The following is a 21,752-nucleotide window of genomic DNA, read 5'->3' as shown; positions in this document are numbered from 1 at the left end:
TGGTCTCAGGCTACATCCTGGACGACAGCATCCGAACCAGTTGATCGTGCGGAATATCGGCATCAATCGCCAATCGGCGCAGACCAAAATGAACATGCGCGATCTGCTGATAGTAGCGGGTGTAGATATAGTTTGTTCCGCCACCTGCGAGTGCCCCCAGCACCGGCACAGACTGCGCTGCAAGTTTTTGCCCCAGAACGATCGATAGCCGCGGCGCAACGGCTGCGATCAGGCGCTGCATAGCTGGTCCGGTCAGCGTCAGGCGCACGGAAAAGAACCCCAGATCAGCCCCATCATCATATGACAATGGGCCTGCAGCCGACAAAACGCGAACGCAATCGAATTTGACGTTTTCCTCAGCCGGGTCAAAGCCTTCGCGCGCGGCCGCACCCTGAATTGAGCGCAACAGCATCGCAGTGGTTGCCGGCAGTTCAACCAATGACGTCGATAGGCCGCCAATACCACCTGCCGCGCCCATCGCGGTTGTGACAGCCGTGTTCACCCATGGCTCCTGATCCGGTACAGCGCGCCTTGAGCCTTGCGCTGCCTGAATGGCTAGCCATAGAGCGCTCTCGGTCGCTCCGGTCAGGCCTTGACGTACGGGTTGAGGCAATTGGTCAATCAGGGATTCAGCCGATCCACCCAATGCATTCAGTAGTCGAACCCCGGCACCGCCCGCAGTTCTATAGTGTTGCGCCAAGCGGTCCAGCTCTGCCTCGGCATCTATGTCTTCGACAAGAACCACGTCCTGCATCTGATCCCTCCGTTCTTTGAACAGATCGGAGTTTGTAGTCAGAGTTTCAATAGGTCAGCGTGTCCATCTTGTGACAGGACCGGTCACATCGGCCCATCCATCGGGTGTCAAATCCAGCCCCAGAATACGATCCGGATTCGTTGGAGGTGGCATCTCGACACCTCTCAACCGGGCGAAGCCGAAGCGAGAGTAATAAGGCTCGTCACCTACCAGCATGACGCGCTGCCATCCCAGATCGCGCCCGGCCTCGAGACCGGCGTGGATTAGATACCCGCCCAAACCTTCACCTTGGCGCGTGGGGTGTACCGCGACTGGCCCCAATAGCAGCGCATCTTCTGTGCCGACATGGACCGGCCAGAACCGGATCGCACCCGCTAGAATGCCTTGCCCATCGCGCGCGACCATAGAGAGCCCGGAAACAGGCGGGACATCGTCGCGCAAGCGATAGGAAGACAGCGCTTCGCGCCCCGGTGCAAAGCACAGGTCATAAAGGGCTTCAACCTCCCACCAATCGTCCGGCTCTTCCGGCCTGATCCCGAATTGCTGCACGCCTGCCCTCTTTTCCTTGCTGGCATTCGCCCTAGCACTTCGATACGCCTTGGGCAAACGCTTGGAGACCATATGTTCTATCGCCCCGAAGACGGCCACGGACTGCCGCATAATCCATTTAACGCCATCGTCACCCCTCGCCCGATCGGGTGGATATCAACGCGCAGTGCTGATGGGATCAACAATCTGGCCCCTTACTCCTTCTTCAACGCTGTCGCCTATAACCCGCCGCAGGTCATGTTCGCCTCGACGGCGTCTAAGCCGGATCAGGATGGAACCAAAGACAGCGTTGCTAATATCGAAGCAACCGGTGTGTTCTGCGTGAACATTGTGGCTCAGGCCCATCAGGATGCCATGAACGCAAGCTCAGCCGCACTGCCGAAGGACACGGATGAGTTTCACCATGCAGGCCTGACGCCCGTTGAATGCCAGACCATTCCCTGCGCGCGAGTCGCCAATGCTCCGGCTGCGCTCGAGTGCAATCTGACCCAGATCGTCACCCTACCAGGCGAAGCAAACCGAGTTGTTTTCGGCGAGGTTATCGGCGTGCATTTACGCGATGACTGTATGAAGGATGGCAAGTTCGACGTGACCTCGTTTCAACCCCTGGCACGACTTGGATACCGCGACTATTCCGTGGTGTCCGAAGTGTTCAGCCTATCTAGGCCCGATGAATAATGCCCCTGCCCCACGCCTTACGCCGATACCCGGTGACCCTGCCCAATGGAACCGAGCATCCGGGTACTGTGTTCCTGAACCAGGCTATCGATCATCCTTGCATTGAAGCAGGTGACTACAGCTATGCCTCGGATTTCGACACGCCAACGGATTGGGCCGCTCGCCTGGCTCCGTTTCTGTTTCCATTTTCCCGCGAACGCCTCGTGATTGGTAAGTTCTGTCAGTTCGCCCACGGTGTTCGATTCATAACGTCATCTGCCAACCATGCGATGGATGGGGTGACGTGCTATCCCTTCCCGGTTTTTGATCCCGAGAAGCTGTTGGAGTATCAGCCAGACACGCGAGACACCGTAATCGGCAATGATGTCTGGATCGGTTACGGTGCCCTGATCCTGCCGGGCGCGAGGATAGGGGACGGGGCGATCATTGGTGCCGGATCGGTGGTGCGCGGCACGATCCCGCCATATGGCATCGCAACGGGTAACCCTGCCGAGGTTCGGAAGTTTAGGTTTCCGTCCGACATCATCGAGCGGTTGCTTGCCTTGGAGTGGTGGAATTGGCCCGCCGAACAGATCAAGCGCGCCGAAGATGCGCTGATTTCAGGCGATGTTGATGCCTTGGAACGTATCGTTCGTTAAGAAAAAGGCGGCCATTGTGGCCGCCTTTTAGGATCAGTGTCCGCCCAGAATTCCGGTGCGGACAGAGTAATCCACGGCCAGACCATAATCCGGGTCATCGTCGCTATCGACCATCAGGTGACCGGCCTTATTGAGCAGCCTGTGGCAGTCACGGCTGAGATGGCGCAGCATGACGCATTTGCCTGCAGCCTCGTACTTGCCAGCGATGTTTTCGATGGCTTGCAAAGCCGATTGATCCACAACCCGGCTCTCGGCGAAATCCACAATCACGGTGTCTGGGTCGTTTGACACATCGAACAGTTCTACAAAACCGTCAGACGATCCGAAAAACAGCGGGCCTTGGATTTCATAAACCTTGGCCCCTTTTTCAGTCTCCGAGTCGCGAGTGACAGCATGGATGCGCTTGGCGTTGTTCCACGCATAGGCCAGTGCCGAGACGATTACACCGACAACCACTGCTACGGCGAGGTCTTCCATCACTGTCACAACCGTCACCAGCACGATGACGAAGGCATCCGTCAACGGCACCTTCCGCATGATCTTGAACGAGTTCCAGGCGAAGGTGCCAATCACCACCATGAACATCACGCCAACCAGTGCGGCCAGCGGGATTTGTTCGATCAAAGGCGAGGCAAATAGGATAAAGATCAGCAGGAACAAAGCCGCAGCGATCCCTGCAATCCGCGTGCGACCACCGGATTTTACGTTGATCATCGACTGCCCGATCATCGCGCAGCCGCCCATGCCGCCAAAAAAACCAGTTACGATATTCGACGCGCCTTGTGCGATGCATTCCTGCGAGGCTCCACCGCGTTTGCCGGTGATCTCGCCAACGAGGTTCAGGGTCAGCAGGGATTCGATCAAGCCGATGGCTGCCAGAATAACAGCGTAGGGTAGAATGATCTCAAAGGTGTCCCAGTTCAGCGGAACCATCGGAATGTGGAAAGCGGGCAGGCCACCCTCGATTGACGCTAAATCGCCAACGCGCGGAACATCCAGACCCAAACCGATCACAAGCGCCGCAACGACCAGAATACCGGCCAGAGGCGCAGGAATGATGCGCGTGATGCGCGGCATCACCCAGATCACCGCCATGGTCAGCGCCACAAGACCCAGCATGGTGTAGAGCTGAAGCCCCGAAAGCCATTCACCGCCACTCATACCGTGGCCGGTGTTTTCCATGGTGCCGGGTACTTTGAACTGACCCATCTGGGCCAAAAAGATCACGATGGCCAGACCGTTCACAAAGCCCAACATCACCGGGTGGGGCACAAGGCGAATGAAGCGGCCCCAGTGCATCGCACCTGCGATGACCTGTAAGATGCCCATCAGAACAACGGTCGCGAACAGATATTCCACCCCATGCTGCGCCACCAAGGCCACCATGACCACGGCCAAAGCGCCCGTTGCACCCGAAATCATACCGGGGCGGCCACCGATCAGGGCGGTGATCAGACCGACTAGGAAGGCCGCGTAGAGGCCCACAAGCGGATGAACGCCTGCAACAAACGCAAAAGCTACGGCTTCCGGAACCAACGCCAGCGCAACGGTCAGACCTGACAACAGCTCGATCCGCAGGCGCGAGACGGTCAACCCCTCATCCGGTACCCAACGCAGATCGGGTTTGGCTATACGGTTGGCAAAGCTTGCCAGCATGGCTCGGGGCATGGGACGGTCCTGTGGGTCGTTATGTTCGCGCGAAAGGGGCCTTCTACCGGGTAAGCCCCGGCTGAGATACCGCATTATCGGGAACCCGCTATGCGCTAGATGCATGGCTTGGTAAGGTTTGCCCGGTGTTGCACACAAACAGTTGACTGCACTTGCCAATTCGCGCGCCGCCCCGCAGAAATCGGGTATCAGAAATTCGCATCGGAGGCCGAACGTGACCCAAACCAAAATCGCCGTCATCGGAGGATCGGGCATTTATGACATCGATGGGCTGGAAAATGCAGAATGGGTCACGGTTGATACCCCTTGGGGTGCCGCCTCGGATCAGATCCTTACCGGATCGCTGAACGGCGTCGAGATGGCCTTTCTGCCTCGTCACGGACGTGGGCACGTGCATTCGCCAACCGAGGTGCCCTATCGTGCGAATATCGACGCGCTGAAGCGTCTAAAGGTGACTGATGTCATCTCGGTCTCGGCCTGCGGCTCTTTTCGGGAACACATGGCACCTGGAGATTTCGTGATCGTCGATCAGTTCATCGACCGGACCTTTGCGCGTGATAAAAGTTTTTTTGGCACAGGCTGCGTTGCCCATGTCAGCGTTGCCCATCCGACCTGCCCACGGCTAAGCGATGCGTGTGAGACAGCTGGCAAGGCCGCAGGCATCACCATCCATCGCGGCGGTACTTATTTAGCTATGGAGGGGCCCCAGTTCTCAACCCTTGCCGAATCCAAGATGTATCGCGAGCAATGGGGTTGTGATGTGATTGGAATGACCAATATGCCCGAGGCGAAACTCGCCCGTGAGGCCGAGCTTTGTTATGCCTCGATTGCGATGGTGACGGACTATGATAGCTGGCATCCGGACCACGGCGAGGTGGATGTCACCTCGATCATCGAAACCCTGACCGGCAATGCCGAGAAAGGCCGGGCGCTGGTCAAAGGCTTGCCCACTTTGCTAGGGGCTGAGCGCGCGCCCTGCCCGCATGGCTGCGACAGGGCGCTGGAATATGCGATCCTGACGGCCCCAGAGAAGCGTGATCCTGCCTTGCTGTCCAAGTTGGATGCGGTGGCAGGCCGGGTTCTTTAGGCTATCAATAACCGTTTCGATCACGCCAGCCTGGCTATTCGATGCGCACCAATTCCCAATCGGCTTTCTTTCGCGTCAACCAGCTGATTCTAAGCACCTGATGTTTGGGCGCAGTCTTAACACACAGCGCACCGCAATCCTTTGGGATAATGCTGGAGCGTGACAATTGCACAAGTGCGGGCTGATCCGGAGTGTCCCGATCAAAATAGACCATATCTACGATGAACACAGACTGATCCGGCATCCGCACATGCTCGATCACGCGGGCCAGACAACTGCGTTCCAGCTTTGAATTCAACTCATCGCTGCGATAGATCTTGTTGAACTCCCAGACGACATCTGCGTCCTCCAGGTTCATGCCAGCCAGAATCTTCTCGCCAACAAACTGTCCAACTTGCGAAATCGCATCATTCAGGCCTTTTCCCCATTCGTTGATGCCAGCAAAACTGACCGGTGCGATCGGGTAGTCATCCGCCATATGCAACGTGCACAGCTTGATCGACGCAAATTCTCCTGTCGAGTGATCAAACGCATATGCATCACCCGGTTTTGGGCTGCCCAGCCAATTGGCCGGGATACTGTTCCGATCATAGCGCAAGTCAGCCTCATCCGCGTCAAGGATCAAGGGTGCGCAGAACGAAAACACCGCGATTATTCCCGCCATAACCACCAAGTAGACCGCGCGCTTGCGTAGGGTTTCAAGTATAGTTGACAGTTTCATGGCTGCACCGTGGGGCAGCATAAATTACCGCCGCAGTCCGAGTATCCCTCGGGACAGCCATCGGCAGCAACATGTTCTGGAACAAACAAAGTCAGGAGCAAAAGCCCCACTGCAAAACGTTTCATACTAAAATCTCCACCTTAAAATAGGAGGCTATTTTAGCATATGTGTAGACAATAGGCGAATCTTGCCCAAACCTGGCTTGGTTTGGCGGGGTTCTTCAGGTTGACTTTGGGGCTAGTAGAGCCCTAGCTGATGCCATTGCTTTCAGAAATAGGTTGATACATGTCCCTAGACCTCTGGCTGGCTTTCGTTGCCGCATCCACCGCCCTGCTTCTTATTCCAGGACCGACCGTGCTGCTTGTGCTCAGCTACGCTCTGTCCAAAGGGCGCAGCGTGGCGGTGGCTTCGGCGACCGGGGTCGCTTTGGGCGATTTGATTGCCATGACAGCATCGCTGTTGGGCTTGGGCGCTTTGGTACTGGCGTCGGCCACGCTCTTTTCCATTCTGAAGTGGATCGGCGCAGCCTATCTGGTTTGGCTTGGTATCAAGCTGCTGCGCAGCGCGCCGTCCAGCGGGTTGGCCCCGATGGAAACGGGCCGCGATGTCACTGCGCGCAGCGTTTTTGGACATGCCGCTGCGGTAACGGCCCTGAACCCGAAATCCATCGCCTTCTTCATCGCTTTTGTCCCACAATTCATACGCCCCACAGACCCGCTGGGTCCTCAGTTTGTCATCCTGATCGCCACATTCGTCAGTCTCGCCGCGCTGAATGCACTGGCCTATGCCTTGCTGGCAGATCGGTTGCGGATGATGGTCGGACGCGCAGGTGTGATCACCGCTCTGACACGATTCGGAGGGGTCGCGTTGATCGGAATGGGGCTGGCGACCGCTGTCTTGCGCCGCCCAGCCTAGGCTAGTCTTCGGCGTTTTCTTTCATGAAACCGCGAATGAAGCGGCGAATTTCGCGTGCGGCCGAGGTGTCTAGCTCTTTGCACAGTTCAACAAACGCATCGCGTTCATCCTTATCCAGACGCAACACTAACTGACTGTTTTTCTTAGTAGAACCTTTACCGTCTTTCTTCGCCACGCGTCTTATTCCCGTCAAAACCTTGATTCTCTACGCGATGCAATGTATATACACAGCATAGAGGTTGTAGATATCGTGCACCTAACAATAAAAAAAGGATTATGGCAATGAACCTTCATACCGCCCAAGCATTTCTTTTGCGAGATCAGCGCAATTGGCGCAAACCACACCTGTCGTGGCTGCCGGCTGCTTTGTACCGCTACTACAGCCTGCCAAACGCCGTTCCTAAAAGCCGCAAATAGGCACAATCGCGCAGTCTTTTCTTGCATGGTTAGCCCTGATAGGCCAAACACCGCCGGGTGTTTTGTCGCCAAAGAGTTGCCTCATGTCCAGAACCAAAACGGTCAAAGATTACATCCGGACCATCGTCGATTTCCCGCATGAAGGGATCATGTTCCGCGATGTGACGACCCTGTTTGCCGACCCACGTGGCTTTCGCATGGCCATCGACCAAATGCTGCACCCTTACGCAGGTGAGCGCATTGATAAAGTCGTCGGGCTTGAAGCGCGAGGGTTCATTTTGGGCGGCGCAATTGCGCATCAGCTGAGCGTTGGATTTGTGCCCATTCGCAAAAAGGGCAAGCTGCCTGGCACCACAATCAGTCAGGACTACAAGCTGGAATACGGCGAGGCCATCGTCGAAATTCACGATGATGCCATCCAACCGGGTGAGAAAATCCTAGTCGTCGACGATCTGCTGGCTACCGGCGGCACCGCTGCTGCCGGAATCAAGTTGGTCGAACGGTTGGGGGGCGAGATCGTCTCGTGCTCTTTCATTATCGACCTGCCCGAACTTGGCGGTCGGAAAGTGCTGGAAGAGATGGGAATGGATGTGCATGTTCTGTGTGAGTTCGAAGGGCTCTGACCCGAAAGAAATCACTTATTTTTGAGTGGAAATTTGAAATGGCGCGGGCTTAGCCCGGGTAAGGCAGTTTTCAAGCCAATTCTTTGCACGTTTGCTGTGATCTTTTTCCTTAGCTGACCGTATCCCGTGTGATGCTACTGAGAGCATCCCAATTTAGGGAGACTACGTTATGTTCCGCAAATTCGCCGCCGCAAGTGTTGCAACAATCCTTTTCAGCACCTCGGCCATGGCCGATGGCCACGGCAAAGACATCGTGGACACCGCTGTCGCCGCTGGCAGCTTTGAAACACTCGTTGCTGCTGTGCAAGCCGCCGAACTGGTTGAAACGCTGAAAGGCGAAGGCCCGTTCACCGTGTTTGCCCCTACAGACGAGGCCTTTGCGGCCCTGCCCGAGGGCACGGTTGCCGACCTGCTGAAGCCGGAAAACAAAGACCAACTGGTGGCAGTTCTAACCTATCACGTTGTACCGGGCAAAGTGATGTCCGGCGATCTGTCTGACGACATGACCGCAGCCACCGTTCAAGGCGGCGATATCACCATCGATCTGGATTCGGGCGTGATGGTCAATGACGCAAATGTGGTTCAGGCCGACATTGAAACGTCAAACGGCGTCATCCACGTCATCGACAAGGTGATCCTGCCGGCGTCGTAAGCGACTTTGGATCACGGCCCGTTCATACCTGGGCCGTGATCATGCCTTGAGAACCGCGCCCGGGTTCATGATCCCTTTAGGGTCCATGGCTGCCTTGATCGTACGCATTGCAGACAATTTGGCTGGATCGGAAAATCGTTCCAGATCATCCGTCTTCAACCGCCCGACGCCATGTTCTGCACTCACCGAGCCCTCAAACGCTTGGACGAGCTCGTGAACGGCCTGTTTGATCACCATGCGATCTTCTGCAAAGTCCGAACGGTTTTGTCCCTTGGGAGGAAACACGTTGTAATGTAGATTGCCATCCCCCAGATGACCAAAACAATTGATGCGGAATGGGCCCAATGCGTTGATGATCTCGGCTCCGTGCTGGATGAACTCAGGGATTGCCGAGATCGGCACAGAAATGTCATGGCTGGACACTGACCCAATCAGGCGATTGGCTTCGGGAATACGTTCACGAACAGCCCAAAGCTCCTGGCGCTGAGTTTCGCTTTGCGCCACCACCCCGTCATCGACCAAACCCCTTGCGTTTGCGGTACTGAACAAGGCTTCCAGCGCCTCAATGGGATCCTGCCCCTTCGGCAGCCCCAATTCGATCAAAACCGACCAATCCGGCGCGGTTTCAAAGGGCTGGCGTACATCCGGCAAAACCTCTGCCAGAAAGTCAAACCCCTGCCGATGGACCAGTTCGAATGTGCTGACCACCTCGCCCACCTGATCCCGCGCTACGGCGAGCAAGTCAATCGCAGCCGCGGGAGAGGCCACCTGAAACATCGCCGTCCCAGTTGCCGCGGGTTGCGGATACAGCTTCAGTGACGCCGCCGTAATGATCCCCAACGTTCCTTCGGACCCGATCAGAAGGTTGCGCAGATCATAACCGGTATTGTCCTTCCGCAATCGGCTAAGACCATGCCAGATCTCCCCACTTGGCAATACGGCTTCAAGACCAAGACACAGATCGCGGGCGTTCCCATAGCGCAGCACATTGACACCACCGGCGTTGGTCGCAAGATTGCCACCAATCCGGCAAGAGCCCTGCGCGGCCAGCGATAAGGGAAACAACCGTTCCACCGCCTCAGCCTCGGCCTGAACATCCGACAAAATGGCACCTGCTTCGACGATCATGACATTTTCCTTAGGATAGACCTCTCGGATCGCGGTCATGCGCTCCAACGATATCAACAGCGGCGCTGGACCATCGCTCATCACCTGCCCGCCAACCAAACCTGTGCCGCCACCATAAGGCAGAACGGCAACTGCCTCGTCAAACGCCAAGCGGACAAGCGCCGATACCTCCTCAACCGTGCGCGGTAACGCCAGCAGCCCCGCCTGCCCGGCAAATCGACCGCGCGGTTCTTCCAGATACCGCTCTTCGATCGGGCGCAGCACATCAATGCCTACAGAGGCCCGGATCAGGTCGGCAATTCGGTCATCGGCGGAGTTCAGGGTCATAGGTTCTACTTGCCCAAGGTGCGCAGCACCCACAAGCCTTATTCCAGATCAATCAGATATTCCGGTTCAAGCACCACAACGGTTGGCCGATCCGGCAACGTGCGCAGCGAGACGGTGATCTCCGATACGCCCTCGCGCACAACCGGGAAATCATCCCGGATATCCACCAGGAACCGATCCAGTGAAAAACCGGAAAACCAATGCATAGGAATGATGACCGAGCTTTCCAGCCGCTTCAGAACCGCAATCATATCCGGCAAAGGCATGGTCGTGCCCCCATCCACGGCAGCCATGACCACATCCAGCCGCCCAAGGGCCGCAAATTGCGCGTCTGATGGTACATGGTGCAGATGCCCCAAATGGCCGATGCAAAGGCCCTCGACTTCGAATACAAAGATAGAATTCCCCCGCTCTTCAACCCCGCCATAGGCAGACCGAATATCGGTAGAAACATTCCGCACAAGCAATTCACCCAGATCAAGGTGATGATCAATGCCCTGACCAAATTCCCCCCATCCCGGCAGGACATGCGGGATTGCAGGATCAGGGTTTGCCGTCCAATGCGTGCTATGCGCATGGTTCATTGTGACGACGTCCGGGATCAGATCGGCGCCACCGATGAAACCAGTGAAGTCGGTGACAGCGTTCAAGCCGCCTCGCGTTTGGATCAAAAACGACGCATGCGCCACATAGCTGATCCGCACCGAATACTCCGGCACAGGGTCCTGCCAGGCGGCCTTGTAAATATATTCAATTCCAGGTGCCGCATCAGCGATGGCGATGCAATGGCTTGGCCGCCGTTCCTGCGCAACCGCCCCGCCTGAAATTACCATCAATGCCGCAACAAACCAGCGCATGTTCCAACTGTAGCGCAGAACGCCACCAAGTCATGCCTTTTTGCAGCGCGGTCCCACCCTCACGAAACACCACCGGCTCCGCGCCATCGATCCCCTGCTTCATCTGGCCAAAAATATCCCGGGGGAGGCGCGGCTTGCCGCGACGGGGGCAGAGCCCCTACCCCGCGTCGGTCTTGCCGCGCCGGTCTGATCGTAAGCTGGCATACAACACATGCGTCCGCCACCGGCCATTGATCTGCAAATACGATTGCGCAACGCCTTCATATTTGAACCCGGAACTTTCCAACAATCCCCGAGAGGCTGCATTCTCGGGCAGGCAAGCCGCTTCAATCCGGCTCAGATCCAGCCGCGTGAAAGCGTGGTGCACCATCGCGCCAATCGCTTCGCGCATATACCCGTTGCGCGCAAAGGCCTGACCTGTCCAATAGCCCAACGTGCCAGCCTGCGCAGGGCCGCGCCGAATATTGTCCAGCGTGATCGCACCCACCAGCACATCATCTTCGCGTCGAAACAAAAACAGCGGGATTGCAGTGCCACTGGCCACAGACCGCTGGGCCCAATAGACCCGGTTAGTAAAGGACTTCCGGCTCAGGTGGTCCTTAGCCCAAATCGGCTCCCACGGCGTGAGATAATCTTTCGACGCCCGGCGCAACGCAGTCCAGGTGCCGAAATCGGAATGCACGGGCGGTCGCAAGCTCAGCCGCTCGGTTTCGAGTTTCAGCTTGCGTCTGCCCAAAAGCATCACGCCGCACGCCTCTCCTGCAGATCAGACAGTGAAGGCGCACCAGAGACAGGACCATACAACGCCAAAGCGGCTGGCGCGCGTGCTGCCATCTGTTCGGCAAAGGCCCGCACGTCCTCGGTGCTGACCGCGTCGATCTTGGCAACAGTATCCTCAAGCGAGGGCACCCGCCCCCAGATCTGCACCAGACGCGCAAGACGCTCAGCCCGGTTCGAGGGGCTTTCCAGCCCCATCAGCATCCCGGCTTTCATCTGCGCACGGGCGCGGGCGACCTCTTCTTCGCTCATATCATCGGCCGCGCGCTTCATCTCGTCTATTGTGATCGTTGCCAGCTCTGCGACCTGATCTGCCGACGTACCCGCGTAAATCGTGGTCGTGCCGGTATCCGCATAGGCCCCGGTCTGCGCAAAGATCGTGTAGCAAAGCCCGCGCGACTCGCGCACTTCCTGGAACAGGCGCGAAGACATACCGCCGCCCAACGCCGTCGAATAGATCTGAGCGGTATAGATCCCGTCATCGCGATAGCCTGGGCTTTCCAGCGCCAACGCAAAATGCGCCTGCTCTAGCTCTTTCTCCTGCCGTGCCTCACCGCCGGTGAACCGAGCGGCTTCGGGGATCAGACCTTTGCGCGGTTGCAGATGACCGAACATCTCTTCAGCCATTTTCATCAGCGCGTCATGGTCGACGGCGCCTGCCGCAGACAGGATCATTTGTTCGGGACCATAGTGCTCGGCCACGAAGCCTGAAAGGTCCTCTCGCGAGAAGGAACTCACCCGTTCCGACGGACCGAGGATGGTACGGCCCAGTGGCTGATCGTGATAGCTTTGTTCCTGCAGCCAGTCGAAAATCACATCGTCGGGCGTGTCATAGGCCTGTCCGATTTCCTGCAGGATCACGCCACGTTCAACCTCGATCTCACGCGGGTCGAAAACCGGGTTCAGGACAATGTCACCGATCACATCCATCGCCAGCGCCACATCGTCCTTCAGAACGCGCGCATAATAGGCCGTCACCTCGCGCGAGGTATAGGCGTTGATGTACCCACCTACATCTTCGATCGCCTCGGCGATTTGCAGTGAAGAACGCCGCTCGGTTCCCTTAAACGCCATATGCTCAAGGAAATGCGCGATCCCGTTCTGTTCGATCCGCTCATGCCGCCCGCCGGCGGTTACCCAGATGCCGATGGCCGCCGATTGCAGCCCCGGCATATGTTCACTGACGATACGAAAGCCGTTCTTCAGCTGGTCCTGTCTGACTGTCACTCAGCGATATGCCTTCTGATATGATCCTCGAGGGCACCCAGATCATTGGCAATCCGCGTCACCCGTTCCGGACGTTCATACAGATCAGACATGCGGGATGGAAGAGGCGGATGTTCCCCGCTCGCCTTCTCGACCGCCGCCGGAAATTTCGCGGGGTGCGCGGTGGCCAAAGTGATCATCGGCACATCCGCTGCGCGGTGATCCTCGGCCACTTTGATGCCGATGGCCGAATGCGGGCAGACCAGCTCGGCACTATGGGCCAGAGTGTGTTTGATCGTCCCAAGCGTCTCATCTTCGGACACGCGCCCCGAATCAAAGCTCTCACGCAGCGCCTCCATCGCGCCTTGGCTGACGTTGAAGCCACCGGCTTTCAGCTCATCCATCAACTGAGCGACCGCGCTACCATCCTCGCCATAGGCGTGGTAGAGCGCGCGTTCGAAGTTTGAGCTGACCTGGATGTCCATCGACGGGCTGATCGATGGGATGGTCTCACCCTTGAAATATCCCTCACCCGACAGACAGCGGTGCAGAATGTCGTTCTGGTTGGTCGCCACGACCAAACGGTCGATCGGCAAACCCATGCGTTTGGCCAGATAGCCTGCAAAGATGTCCCCGAAATTGCCGGTTGGCACGGTGAAGCTGACCTTGCGATGCGGCGCGCCAAGGCTGACAGCGGCCGAGAAGTAGTAGACGATCTGTGCCAGAACGCGGGCAAAGTTGATCGAGTTCACTCCGGCCAGTTTGACCTCATCCCGGAAATCAAAATCATTGAACATGTCCTTCAATGCGGCCTGACAATCGTCAAAATCGCCATCCACGGCGAGCGCGTGGACATTGCTGTCCGCTGGCGTCGTCATCTGGCGGCGCTGCACCTCAGACACCCGTCCATGCGGATAGAGGATGAAAACATCCACCGCATCCAGCCCCCGGAATGCCTCAATCGCGGCCGAGCCGGTATCGCCACTGGTCGCGCCAACGATGGTCACACGGTCGTTGCGGCGTTTCAGGGCCACCTGGAACAGCTGACCGATCAGCTGCATGGCGAAGTCCTTGAAGGCCAGAGTGGGTCCGTGGAACAGCTCCAACAGGAAGTGGTTTTCGTTCAACTGCTTTAGCGGCGCGCGGGCGTCGTGGCCGAAGCCTTCGTAGGCGCGGGCGATGATCTGTTTGAACTCATCCTCTGCGAAGGAGCCGCTGACATAGGGCCACATCACGCGGAACGCGATCTCCTCGTAGGACAGACCGGCCATGGCGGCGATCTCGTCATGGCTGAGCGTCGGGATTTCAGCGGGCAGGTACAGGCCACCATCACGGGCCAGCCCGGTCAGCATCGCCTCTTCAAAGCTCAGTTCCGGCGCTTGGCCACGGGTCGAGATGTATTTCATTGCGGGTCACTCTCAGAAGGTGCGCGATTGCGCCACAGGAAGTATCCGGTCATCGCGGCCCAGACGAGGGCCAGTCCAAACCATGTGATTGCATATTGCAGGTGATCATTAGGAATCCCGGCCGTGTCGACCTGCAGCGGCGTCACGCCCGGATCGGTCTGAGACCGGGCGATCAGCAAGATCGGCTCGGCCCCCAGAGCGACAGCCAGATTGGGCACGTCGCGAGCGAACCAGATGTTGCTGTCGATATCGGCATCGGGCGTATAGCTGTCGATCTCATCGGGCCAATGCAGGTTGCCTGTCACTTCCATAGGGCCGGTCAAACGGTCGGTCTGTTTGGCCGTCGTGGGTACAAACCCTCGGTCCACCAGAATGGTCCGATCCTCGGTGCTGAATGACTGGATGATGCGATACCCGGCCCCGACCTGCTTGACCGAGACCAGAACGTGGATCTCGCCGGGCTGCATTTCCCCAGAAACCGAAACTGGCAGATACTTGTGTTCGCTTTCGGAAATCTGCGACGGCAAGCCAATCGGAGCTGCGGAAATGCGCGCTTCGATTTCAGCCAGCACCTCCTGTTTCCAGGCCAAGCGCTGCACCTGCCAGATGCCCAGCGACAACAGCACGCCCAAACCAGCGAAACCGAAGATCAGCAGAAACAAAGTACGGCGCATATTGGATGATCGCTCATTGCAGGAACCGGCGTCTTGTTAAGGGGCGCGTGCACCGAAATGCAACCACGCAATTGTATGGGGCGCAATCTTGCGCCCCGGATAGAGAAAAAGCCGCCCCAAAGGGCGGCTTTTGCAATTGGATCACCTGGCCGGCGTCACATCAGCGGAGCTTGGCCCCAGATGTAGACGGCGAAGAACAGGAACAGCCAGACAACGTCAACAAAGTGCCAGTACCAGGCGGCAGCCTCGAAACCCACGTGTTTTTCGGGGGTAAAGTCGCCCTTGAGTGCGCGGATCAGGCAGACCGATAGGAAGATTGTGCCGATGATCACGTGCGCGCCGTGGAAACCGGTCGCCATGAAGAAGTTCGAGTAGAACTGATCGCCGCCGAAGACCCAGTCTTCGTGGGCCAGCAACTCGTAATATTCAAACGCCTGCAACGCGGTAAAGGCGATGCCCAGAACGATACCGATGGCCAGACCGTTGATCAGTGCCTTGCGGTCATTGTCATGCACTAGCGCATGGTGGGCCCAGGTGATCGCACACCCGGACAGCAGCAGGACCAGAGTGTTGATCAGCGGCAGATGGAACGGGTCAACCGCATGGATATCCGGTTGGATGTATTCGGTGCCCGCATAGTCATACATCGGATACATCCGATGCTTGAAGAACGACCAGAACCAGGCAAAGAAGAACATCACCTCGGACATCACAAACAGGATGAAGCCATAGCGCAGGCCGATGCGCACGACCGGCGTGTGATCGCCTTGACGGCTTTCGACCACGACTTCGGACCACCAGGCAAACATGGTGTACAGAACAGCCACCAAACCGGCCCAGAACATCCATGGCGTGATGCCATGCATCCACAGGACGGCTCCGAACAGCATCACAAAGCCCCCAATCGCGCCGACAAGCGGCCAGATTGAGGGGTTCAGAATGTGGTAATCATGGTCTTTTGCGTGTGCCATCAGTGTCCCTCACCTAAAGGCGTTAGTTCGTATTTGTATCTGCCTGCGCGTCCAGGGCTGCATAGCCCTCGGGCAGGTCAATTTCGTAGAATGTATACGACAGAGTGATCGTATGCACATACTTTGCTTCCAGATCCTCGACCATTTCAGGGTCGACGAAGAAGGTTACCGGCATCTCAACCCGTTCGCCGGGCTGCAGCACCTGTTCCTCAAAGCAGAAACAAGCGATCTTCTGGAAATACCCGCCTGCTGAATAGGGCGCGACATTGTAGGATGCCTGCCCGGCAATCGGGCGATCGGTCGGATTGTAGGCCTCGTAGAAGGCCAGCCCTGTCTCGCCGATGCGCACTTCCATCTCACGTTCGATGGGCTTGAACTCCCAAGCCATACCCTTGGCTTTGGAGGCGTCAAAGCGCACAGTGATCGTGCGGTCCAGAATGTCATCAGGGGCGGCCTCAGCCACACCCGTTGTACCACCAAAACCGGTTACGCGGCAGAACCAATCGTAGAACGGCACCGCCGCCCATGCTAGGCTGCCCATCAGGATAACGACCCCGACGGTTTGCAAAACCGTTTTCCGTGGACCAGACATCGCCATCAGTTCTGCACCTCCTGCGTGGCCATACCGAAATCAGTACCGGATACTTTCACAACCGTCAGGCCGAAGATGATCACGATAAACGCTGCCAGCGTCAGGCCGACGCCAAGATTGCGGCCAAAACGGCGCTGATGCAATTCGTGGCTTTTGCGCAGACTCATGACCATCCTCCTAAACCGTAAGGCTTCAGAAGCGCCTCAACCAGAATGGCGCCGAAGTGAAGGAACAGATAGAGCAGCGACAGCTTGAAGAAAGAGCGTTCAACCTTGAAGTTGTCCGCCTCGGCATCATCTTCGGTGCGCCGCGAAATCTGCCAGGCACCGCGCAGGAACAACGCGTTGAGGATGATGGCGACCGTCAGGTAAATCGGCCCGCCGATGCCCGAAAACGCGGTGCCGACAGCCAGCAGGGCCAGCAGAACGGTATAGGCCAGGATATGCCAACGGGTCGATTTACGGCCATGGGTCACGGTTAGCATCGGCACGCCCGCATCGTCATAGTCCGAACGCATGAACAGCGCCAGCGCCCAGAAATGCGGAGGCGTCCACATGAAGGTCAGGGCGAACATCAGCCAGGGCTCAATCGACATCGTACCTGTCGCCGCAACCCAGCCAATCACTGGCGGGAACGCGCCCGCAGCGCCGCCGATGACGATATTCTGCGGCGTCGTGCGTTTCAGCCACATCGTGTAAACGACGACATAGAAGAAGATGGTGAAGGCCAGAAACGCGCCTGCAAACCAATTGGTTGCAAGCCCCAGCATGATCACCGACAGGCCCGACAACGTCAGGCCCAGCGCCAGCGCCTCACCCGCATCCACCTTTCCTGACGGGATCGGGCGGCCCTTGGTGCGCTTCATAACGCGGTCGATATCTGCGTCCCACCACATGTTCAGCGCACCAGAGGCACCGCCACCGATGGCGATGAACAGAATCGCACAAAAGCCCACAAAGGGATGTACGGGGGTTGGCGCTGCCAGCAGACCAACCAGAGCCGTGAAGACAACCAACGACATGACACGCGGCTTCAGCAAGGCGAAGTAGTCGCCAAAGCTGGCCTCGTCCGCCTTTGCGGCCGCAATGCTGGCATTGATGCTTGCGTCGGTCATTTCAGGTCCTTTAGGGCGACGGCAGCACGATGGTCCGCGCAGCCTGATCGTTCATGGCGGATGGGCTTACCCCACCCAGATGGCTATCAGTTCGAGGCCACCTGATAAGCTTGCGGCAGCCCCGCATACTCATCAATGGCACCCTTAAGCCACTCTTCATATGCCTCTTCGCTGACCACCTTTACGGTGATCGGCATATAGGCGTGGTCCTTGCCGCAGAGCTCCGAGCACTGGCCAAAGTAGACGCCTTCTTTTTCGGCTTCGAACCACAGTTCAGCCAAACGTCCGGGCACACCGTCCTGCTTCACGCCGAAAGAGGGGATCGTCCAGGAATGGATCACGTCAGATGCGGTCACCTGCATGACAACGATCTTACCTACCGGAACGACCACGGCAGTGTCGGTTGCCAGCAACCATTCGTCATCGCTATATCCGGAATCGGCCAGCTTCGCGCGCATTGCATCATCCAGAACAAACGGCGTGACATCCGCATCTGCGGGGCGAGCACCTTCGTCCAGGGTCGCCGGGTGACCCAGCAGGTAGCTGTCAAAGGCAAAGTCGTGGTCGACATATTCGTAGGTCCAGTACCACTGATTGCCCACAACCTTGATCACAACATCGCCTTCGGGAATTTCCTGCTGTTTGAAGAGAACCGGCAGCGAAAACGCACCGATAAAGACCAGTATAATGATGGGGCCCAAGGTCCATGCAATCTCGACCGGGGTATAGTGCGAAAAGCGCGCCGGGGTCGGGTTGACGCGCGAATTGTAGCGCACGATGCAATAGACAAGCAGAGCCGCCACAAAGATACAGATTGCGGTGATGATCACCAGAATCATGTTGTCCAACCTGTGAATGCCTTCCGCAAGGCTGGTCGCCGCGGGCTGGAACCCAAGGCCGCCATCGACCGGCTTACCAATGATCTCAAGGTCCTGAGCCATGGCGGGAAGGCTGGAGAGGGCTGTCATCAACCCCGAAAGCATCAAAGCATTCTTCATGTTCTGTCCTGATCGTTTGATCTTTGCGTCTCTCGCGAAAAGGTGTGAATCGGTCGCACCTCTCCCGTTGTCTTTGGCCGCGTTAAAAACCATATTCCGTCGGGTAGATAAAGCAAAATGCTTGCGTCAAACAGACGCTATTTTTGATCTGGATCAAACCCGAAAGGTTCCAACCCATGACTCAAGCCCCGTTTCGCCCCTTTGAAAGCGCACTTCCGCAGGACGAAGCGCTGGCAGTTTTGCAATCGGCAACCGCCGGGGCCGAGGACGGAGAGCTATTTGTTGAGCGCCGAAAATCGGAATCGCTTGTTTTTGATGACGGGCGGTTGCGCACCGCATCTTATGATGCATCTGAGGGGTTTGGTTTGCGCGCGGTCCAAGGCGAAGTGGCCGGCTACGCGCATTCTACGGATGTTTCGATCCCTGCTCTGAAGCGTGCAGCCGAGACCGCGCGCCTTGCTGTCGGCGATGGTGGCGGGGCGCTGGCCGAGGCCCCGCGCGCCACAAACACTCGGCTTTACACGGACGAGGATCCGATCGAATCCGCCACCTTTCCTGTAAAGATCGACACGCTGCGCGAGATTGATGCCTTTGCCCGGGGGTTGGACCCGCGCGTTGTACAAGTCAGCGCCACAATCGCGGCAACCGTGCAAGAGGTCGAAATTCTGCGCCCCGACGGCATACAGGTGCGCGACGTGCGTCCGATGACTCGGGTGAACATCTCGGTCATCGTCGAGCAAAACGGTCGCCGCGAAAGCGGCTCAGCTGGCGGCGGCGGACGCGTTGGCCTAAGCGGGCTGATCGATCCCGCCGACTGGCAGAACAAGGCACGCGAGGCTTTGCGGATTGCGCTGGTCAATCTGGAAGCGATACCCGCCCCCGCTGGTGTCATGGACGTCGCTCTAGGACCCGGCTGGCCGGGTATCTTGCTGCACGAAGCCATTGGTCATGGGCTCGAAGGTGATTTTAATCGAAAGGGCAGCTCGGCTTTTGCGGGGCTGATGGGACAGCAGATTGCGTCAAAGGGTGTGACTGTTGTGGACGATGGCACTATCGCAGATCGACGCGGCTCAATCAGCGTGGATGATGAAGGCACACCAAGTTCACGCACGTTGCTGATCGAAGACGGTATCCTTACGGGTTACATGCAGGATCGCCAGAACGCACGCCTTATGGGAGTCGCGCCAACCGGCAATGGACGTCGCCAAAGCTATGCCCATAAACCGATGCCACGAATGACAAACACCATCATGCTCGGGGGCCAGGACGATCCGGCTGCTTTGGTCGCGGATATCAAAGATGGTATATGGGCCGTCGGCTTTGGCGGTGGTCAGGTGGACATAACCAATGGCAAATTCGTTTTTTCGTGCACCGAGGCCTACCGCGTCGAAAACGGCAAAATCGGCGCTCCGGTAAAAGGCGCCACCCTGATCGGAGACGGCCCTTCGGCCCTGAAACGCATCCGAGGATTGGGTAATGACATGGCGCTGGATCCGGGCATGGGCACCTGTGGCAAAGATGGTCAATGGGTTCCTGTGGGGGTCGGACAGCCGACCGTTTTGATGGATGGGCTGACCATTGGCGGCTCTGCCACCTGAGTCGGAATCGTCATTTCCGGCTATTCGAGGTTAATGCAGCCTTCCCGCGTGGCTGCGTATTTTGGGTGGTCAGCTAAATGCGCACTGAATACTCGCATGAATTTGTGGTTTATTATCAAATGAGTAGCGGCGAATTGCGCTAGTAGTTGCGATCGAAACGCAGCAAATTTTCATCGATTTACAGGCTGTTAACCCGTCCTGACGTAAACCAGTTTTGCAATCAGGCGGAGCATCGGATGACCGAAGAGCAGCTTTCTTCCAATCACCCCCCACTCCCACCCACCACGGAAGAGGACCGGTTTTCCTGGCTTCGTCTGTTGCGCTCACGCAAGGTTGGCCCCGCAACATTTCGTCGGCTGCTGCGTGAACATGGCTCGGCGCAGAATGCGCTGGCCGCGCTGCCGGAAATGGCACGCGCTGCCGGAATAGACGGGTATGAAATCTGCCCCCCCGGCGTGATTGAGGCGGAGCTCAAGGCCGCAAAGGCCGCCAAAGCGCGGCTTTTGTGCCTTGGGGCCGCTGATTTTCCAGAGGCATTGAACGATCTGAACGATGCCCCGCCGGTGCTATGGGCAATTGGCGATGTTTCACTTTTGCATAAACCCGCAATTGCGATGGTTGGGGCCCGCAACTGTTCATCACTTGGCGCGCGGATGGCGCGCGGATTGGCGAAAGAGCTTGGGCAAAAAGACCATATTATCGTGTCGGGCTTGGCGCGCGGCATCGATACCGCAGCGCATATAGCAGCGCTTGAAACAGGGACAATCGCTGTCATGGCCGGGGGTGTCGATGTCGTCTACCCGGCAGAAAACACGGAACTTGCCCAAAACATTGCGGCCAAGGGTCTACGACTGTCCGAGCAACCCGTCGGCGTCACACCACAGGCGCGGCACTTCCCGCGCCGCAACCGGATCATATCAGGGCTGGCTCAGGCTGTTGTTGTGGTCGAAGCTGCTGCAAAATCCGGCAGCCTGATCACGGCCCGGGACGCGTTAGACCAAGGCCGTGAGGTTCTTGCAGTGCCCGGGCACCCGTTCGATGCACGTGCCGCCGGATGCAATCTGTTGATCCGAGACGGGGCGACGCTGGTCAGATCCGCCGAAGATGTGATCGACGCGCTGCCGCCACAGCAACCCAAACTGTTCCCCAAAGACGAAACAAGGGGCGAAACAATCCCCACTGCCCCCGCCAATTCAGCTGCCCTGCATGATGAGGTATTGCTGCGCCTGGGCCCGTCCCCCATAGCCGAAGACCAGCTGATCCGCGACATCGCCGCAAGCGCGGGCGAGATTGGCCCGGTCCTTGTTGATCTGGAGCTGGAAGGGCGGATTCAACGCCAGCCCGGCGGGCTGTTGTCATTGGCCAGTTAACCGACGAACCTGCTGGCTCAGACCGTGTGGGG

24 protein-coding genes are annotated in these 21,752 nt (G+C 57.7%); 8 read left to right on the top strand and 16 right to left on the bottom strand.

All coding sequences use genetic code 11. The features are described from left to right. Positions 1 to 10: 10 nt before the first annotated feature. Together ACR0JX_RS05445 and ACR0JX_RS05440 are read right to left on the bottom strand one after the other, a co-directional pair. A complete protein-coding gene (locus tag ACR0JX_RS05445) occupies positions 11 to 754 on the bottom strand; it encodes an EcsC family protein (protein ID WP_480542090.1) in 744 nt (247 codons plus the stop codon). Between the two features lie 54 nt (positions 755 to 808). Then, positions 809 to 1,303, bottom strand: coding sequence for a GNAT family N-acetyltransferase (locus ACR0JX_RS05440; protein WP_480542088.1), 495 nt, complete (start codon positions 1,301 to 1,303; stop codon positions 809 to 811). Between the two features lie 72 nt (positions 1,304 to 1,375). Between ACR0JX_RS05440 and ACR0JX_RS05435 the strand changes: the two genes are divergently transcribed. After that, positions 1,376 to 1,981 carry a flavin reductase family protein gene (locus tag ACR0JX_RS05435; RefSeq protein ID WP_480542086.1) on the top strand — a complete coding sequence of 202 codons (606 nt, stop codon included), beginning with the start codon at positions 1,376 to 1,378 and terminating at the stop codon, positions 1,979 to 1,981. Beyond that, positions 1,981 to 2,619, top strand: coding sequence for a CatB-related O-acetyltransferase (locus ACR0JX_RS05430; protein ID WP_480542084.1), 639 nt, complete (start codon positions 1,981 to 1,983; stop codon positions 2,617 to 2,619). Before ACR0JX_RS05435 ends, ACR0JX_RS05430 begins: the two co-directional genes overlap by 1 nt. A 33-nt stretch (positions 2,620 to 2,652) precedes the next feature. Here the strand turns inward: ACR0JX_RS05430 and ACR0JX_RS05425 are convergent, their stop codons facing one another. After that, positions 2,653 to 4,287, bottom strand: a complete 1,635-nt coding sequence (locus ACR0JX_RS05425; RefSeq protein ID WP_480542082.1) for a SulP family inorganic anion transporter — start codon at positions 4,285 to 4,287, stop codon at positions 2,653 to 2,655. Between the two features lie 214 nt (positions 4,288 to 4,501). On the opposite strand from ACR0JX_RS05425, the gene ACR0JX_RS05420 reads away from it, so the two are divergent. Further along, positions 4,502 to 5,374, top strand: coding sequence for an S-methyl-5'-thioadenosine phosphorylase (locus ACR0JX_RS05420; protein WP_480542080.1), 873 nt, complete (start codon positions 4,502 to 4,504; stop codon positions 5,372 to 5,374). Positions 5,375 to 5,408: 34 nt separating this feature from the next. Here ACR0JX_RS05420 and ACR0JX_RS05415 read toward each other — a convergent pair whose 3' ends face one another. Next, positions 5,409 to 6,095, bottom strand: a complete 687-nt coding sequence (locus ACR0JX_RS05415) for a hypothetical protein (protein WP_480542078.1) — start codon at positions 6,093 to 6,095, stop codon at positions 5,409 to 5,411. Between the two features lie 285 nt (positions 6,096 to 6,380). On the opposite strand from ACR0JX_RS05415, the gene ACR0JX_RS05410 reads away from it, so the two are divergent. Further along, positions 6,381 to 7,010, top strand: a complete 630-nt coding sequence (locus tag ACR0JX_RS05410) for a LysE family translocator (protein WP_480542076.1) — start codon at positions 6,381 to 6,383, stop codon at positions 7,008 to 7,010. Between the two features lies 1 nt (position 7,011). Here ACR0JX_RS05410 and ACR0JX_RS05405 read toward each other — a convergent pair whose 3' ends face one another. Beyond that, positions 7,012 to 7,185 (bottom strand): hypothetical protein, encoded by a 174-nt coding sequence (locus tag ACR0JX_RS05405; RefSeq protein ID WP_170354960.1) that lies wholly within the window; start codon positions 7,183 to 7,185, stop codon positions 7,012 to 7,014. A 325-nt stretch (positions 7,186 to 7,510) separates the two neighbouring features. On the opposite strand from ACR0JX_RS05405, the gene ACR0JX_RS05400 reads away from it, so the two are divergent. Continuing rightward, positions 7,511 to 8,050, top strand: coding sequence for an adenine phosphoribosyltransferase (locus tag ACR0JX_RS05400; RefSeq protein ID WP_480542074.1), 540 nt, complete (start codon positions 7,511 to 7,513; stop codon positions 8,048 to 8,050). Between the two features lie 169 nt (positions 8,051 to 8,219). Continuing rightward, a complete protein-coding gene (locus ACR0JX_RS05395; protein ID WP_480542072.1) occupies positions 8,220 to 8,702 on the top strand; it encodes a fasciclin domain-containing protein in 483 nt (160 codons plus the stop codon). Between the two features lie 39 nt (positions 8,703 to 8,741). On the opposite strand, the gene ACR0JX_RS05390 is transcribed toward ACR0JX_RS05395, so the two are convergent. The 11 genes from ACR0JX_RS05390 to coxB all read right to left on the bottom strand — a co-directional run bounded on the left by ACR0JX_RS05390 (position 8,742) and on the right by coxB (position 18,752). Continuing rightward, on the bottom strand, positions 8,742 to 10,157 hold the full coding sequence (locus ACR0JX_RS05390) for an FAD-binding oxidoreductase (protein ID WP_480542070.1): 1,416 nt from the start codon (positions 10,155 to 10,157) through the stop codon (positions 8,742 to 8,744). A 38-nt stretch (positions 10,158 to 10,195) separates the two neighbouring features. After that, the gene (locus tag ACR0JX_RS05385) at positions 10,196 to 11,014 is read right to left on the bottom strand and encodes an MBL fold metallo-hydrolase (protein ID WP_480542069.1); all 819 of its coding nucleotides are present in this window, start codon (positions 11,012 to 11,014) and stop codon (positions 10,196 to 10,198) included. A gap of 157 nt (positions 11,015 to 11,171) precedes the next feature. Continuing rightward, complete coding sequence (locus ACR0JX_RS05380) at positions 11,172 to 11,756, bottom strand: GNAT family N-acetyltransferase (RefSeq protein ID WP_353013698.1); 585 nt, start codon at positions 11,754 to 11,756, stop codon at positions 11,172 to 11,174. Then, a complete protein-coding gene (locus tag ACR0JX_RS05375; RefSeq protein ID WP_480542067.1) occupies positions 11,756 to 13,018 on the bottom strand; it encodes a M16 family metallopeptidase in 1,263 nt (420 codons plus the stop codon). Before ACR0JX_RS05375 ends, ACR0JX_RS05380 begins: the two co-directional genes overlap by 1 nt. Next, entirely contained in the window at positions 13,015 to 14,403 is a 1,389-nt protein-coding gene (thrC, locus tag ACR0JX_RS05370; protein WP_480542065.1) for a threonine synthase, read from the bottom strand. Before thrC ends, ACR0JX_RS05375 begins: the two co-directional genes overlap by 4 nt. Next, complete coding sequence (locus ACR0JX_RS05365) at positions 14,400 to 15,077, bottom strand: SURF1 family protein (RefSeq protein ID WP_480542063.1); 678 nt, start codon at positions 15,075 to 15,077, stop codon at positions 14,400 to 14,402. The genes thrC and ACR0JX_RS05365 overlap by 4 nt, the downstream gene beginning before the upstream one ends. A 155-nt stretch (positions 15,078 to 15,232) precedes the next feature. Beyond that, on the bottom strand, positions 15,233 to 16,048 hold the full coding sequence (locus tag ACR0JX_RS05360; RefSeq protein WP_170530976.1) for a cytochrome c oxidase subunit 3: 816 nt from the start codon (positions 16,046 to 16,048) through the stop codon (positions 15,233 to 15,235). Between the two features lie 22 nt (positions 16,049 to 16,070). Then, positions 16,071 to 16,646 carry a cytochrome c oxidase assembly protein gene (locus tag ACR0JX_RS05355; protein ID WP_480542061.1) on the bottom strand — a complete coding sequence of 192 codons (576 nt, stop codon included), beginning with the start codon at positions 16,644 to 16,646 and terminating at the stop codon, positions 16,071 to 16,073. Then, a complete protein-coding gene (locus ACR0JX_RS05350; protein WP_170530980.1) occupies positions 16,646 to 16,807 on the bottom strand; it encodes a hypothetical protein in 162 nt (53 codons plus the stop codon). Before ACR0JX_RS05350 ends, ACR0JX_RS05355 begins: the two co-directional genes overlap by 1 nt. Further along, a complete protein-coding gene (gene cyoE, locus ACR0JX_RS05345; protein WP_480542059.1) occupies positions 16,804 to 17,754 on the bottom strand; it encodes a heme o synthase in 951 nt (316 codons plus the stop codon). The genes ACR0JX_RS05350 and cyoE overlap by 4 nt, the downstream gene beginning before the upstream one ends. Positions 17,755 to 17,840: 86 nt before the next feature. Continuing rightward, the gene (coxB, locus tag ACR0JX_RS05340; RefSeq protein ID WP_353013711.1) at positions 17,841 to 18,752 is read right to left on the bottom strand and encodes a cytochrome c oxidase subunit II; all 912 of its coding nucleotides are present in this window, start codon (positions 18,750 to 18,752) and stop codon (positions 17,841 to 17,843) included. Positions 18,753 to 18,928: 176 nt separating this feature from the next. Here coxB and tldD point away from each other — a divergent pair, with 176 nt between their 5' ends. Beyond that, a complete protein-coding gene (gene tldD / locus ACR0JX_RS05335) occupies positions 18,929 to 20,350 on the top strand; it encodes a metalloprotease TldD (protein ID WP_480542057.1) in 1,422 nt (473 codons plus the stop codon). 236 nt (positions 20,351 to 20,586) lie between these two features. Beyond that, positions 20,587 to 21,720: a DNA-processing protein DprA gene (dprA, locus tag ACR0JX_RS05330; protein ID WP_480542055.1), complete on the top strand. Its 1,134-nt coding sequence runs from the start codon at positions 20,587 to 20,589 to the stop codon at positions 21,718 to 21,720. Positions 21,721 to 21,752 lie beyond the last annotated feature (32 nt).

This window comes from Ruegeria sp. AH7 (assembly GCF_056541325.1).
Note: the sequence above shows the minus strand (reverse complement) of the source record. Positions and strands in the feature narration are given on the sequence as shown.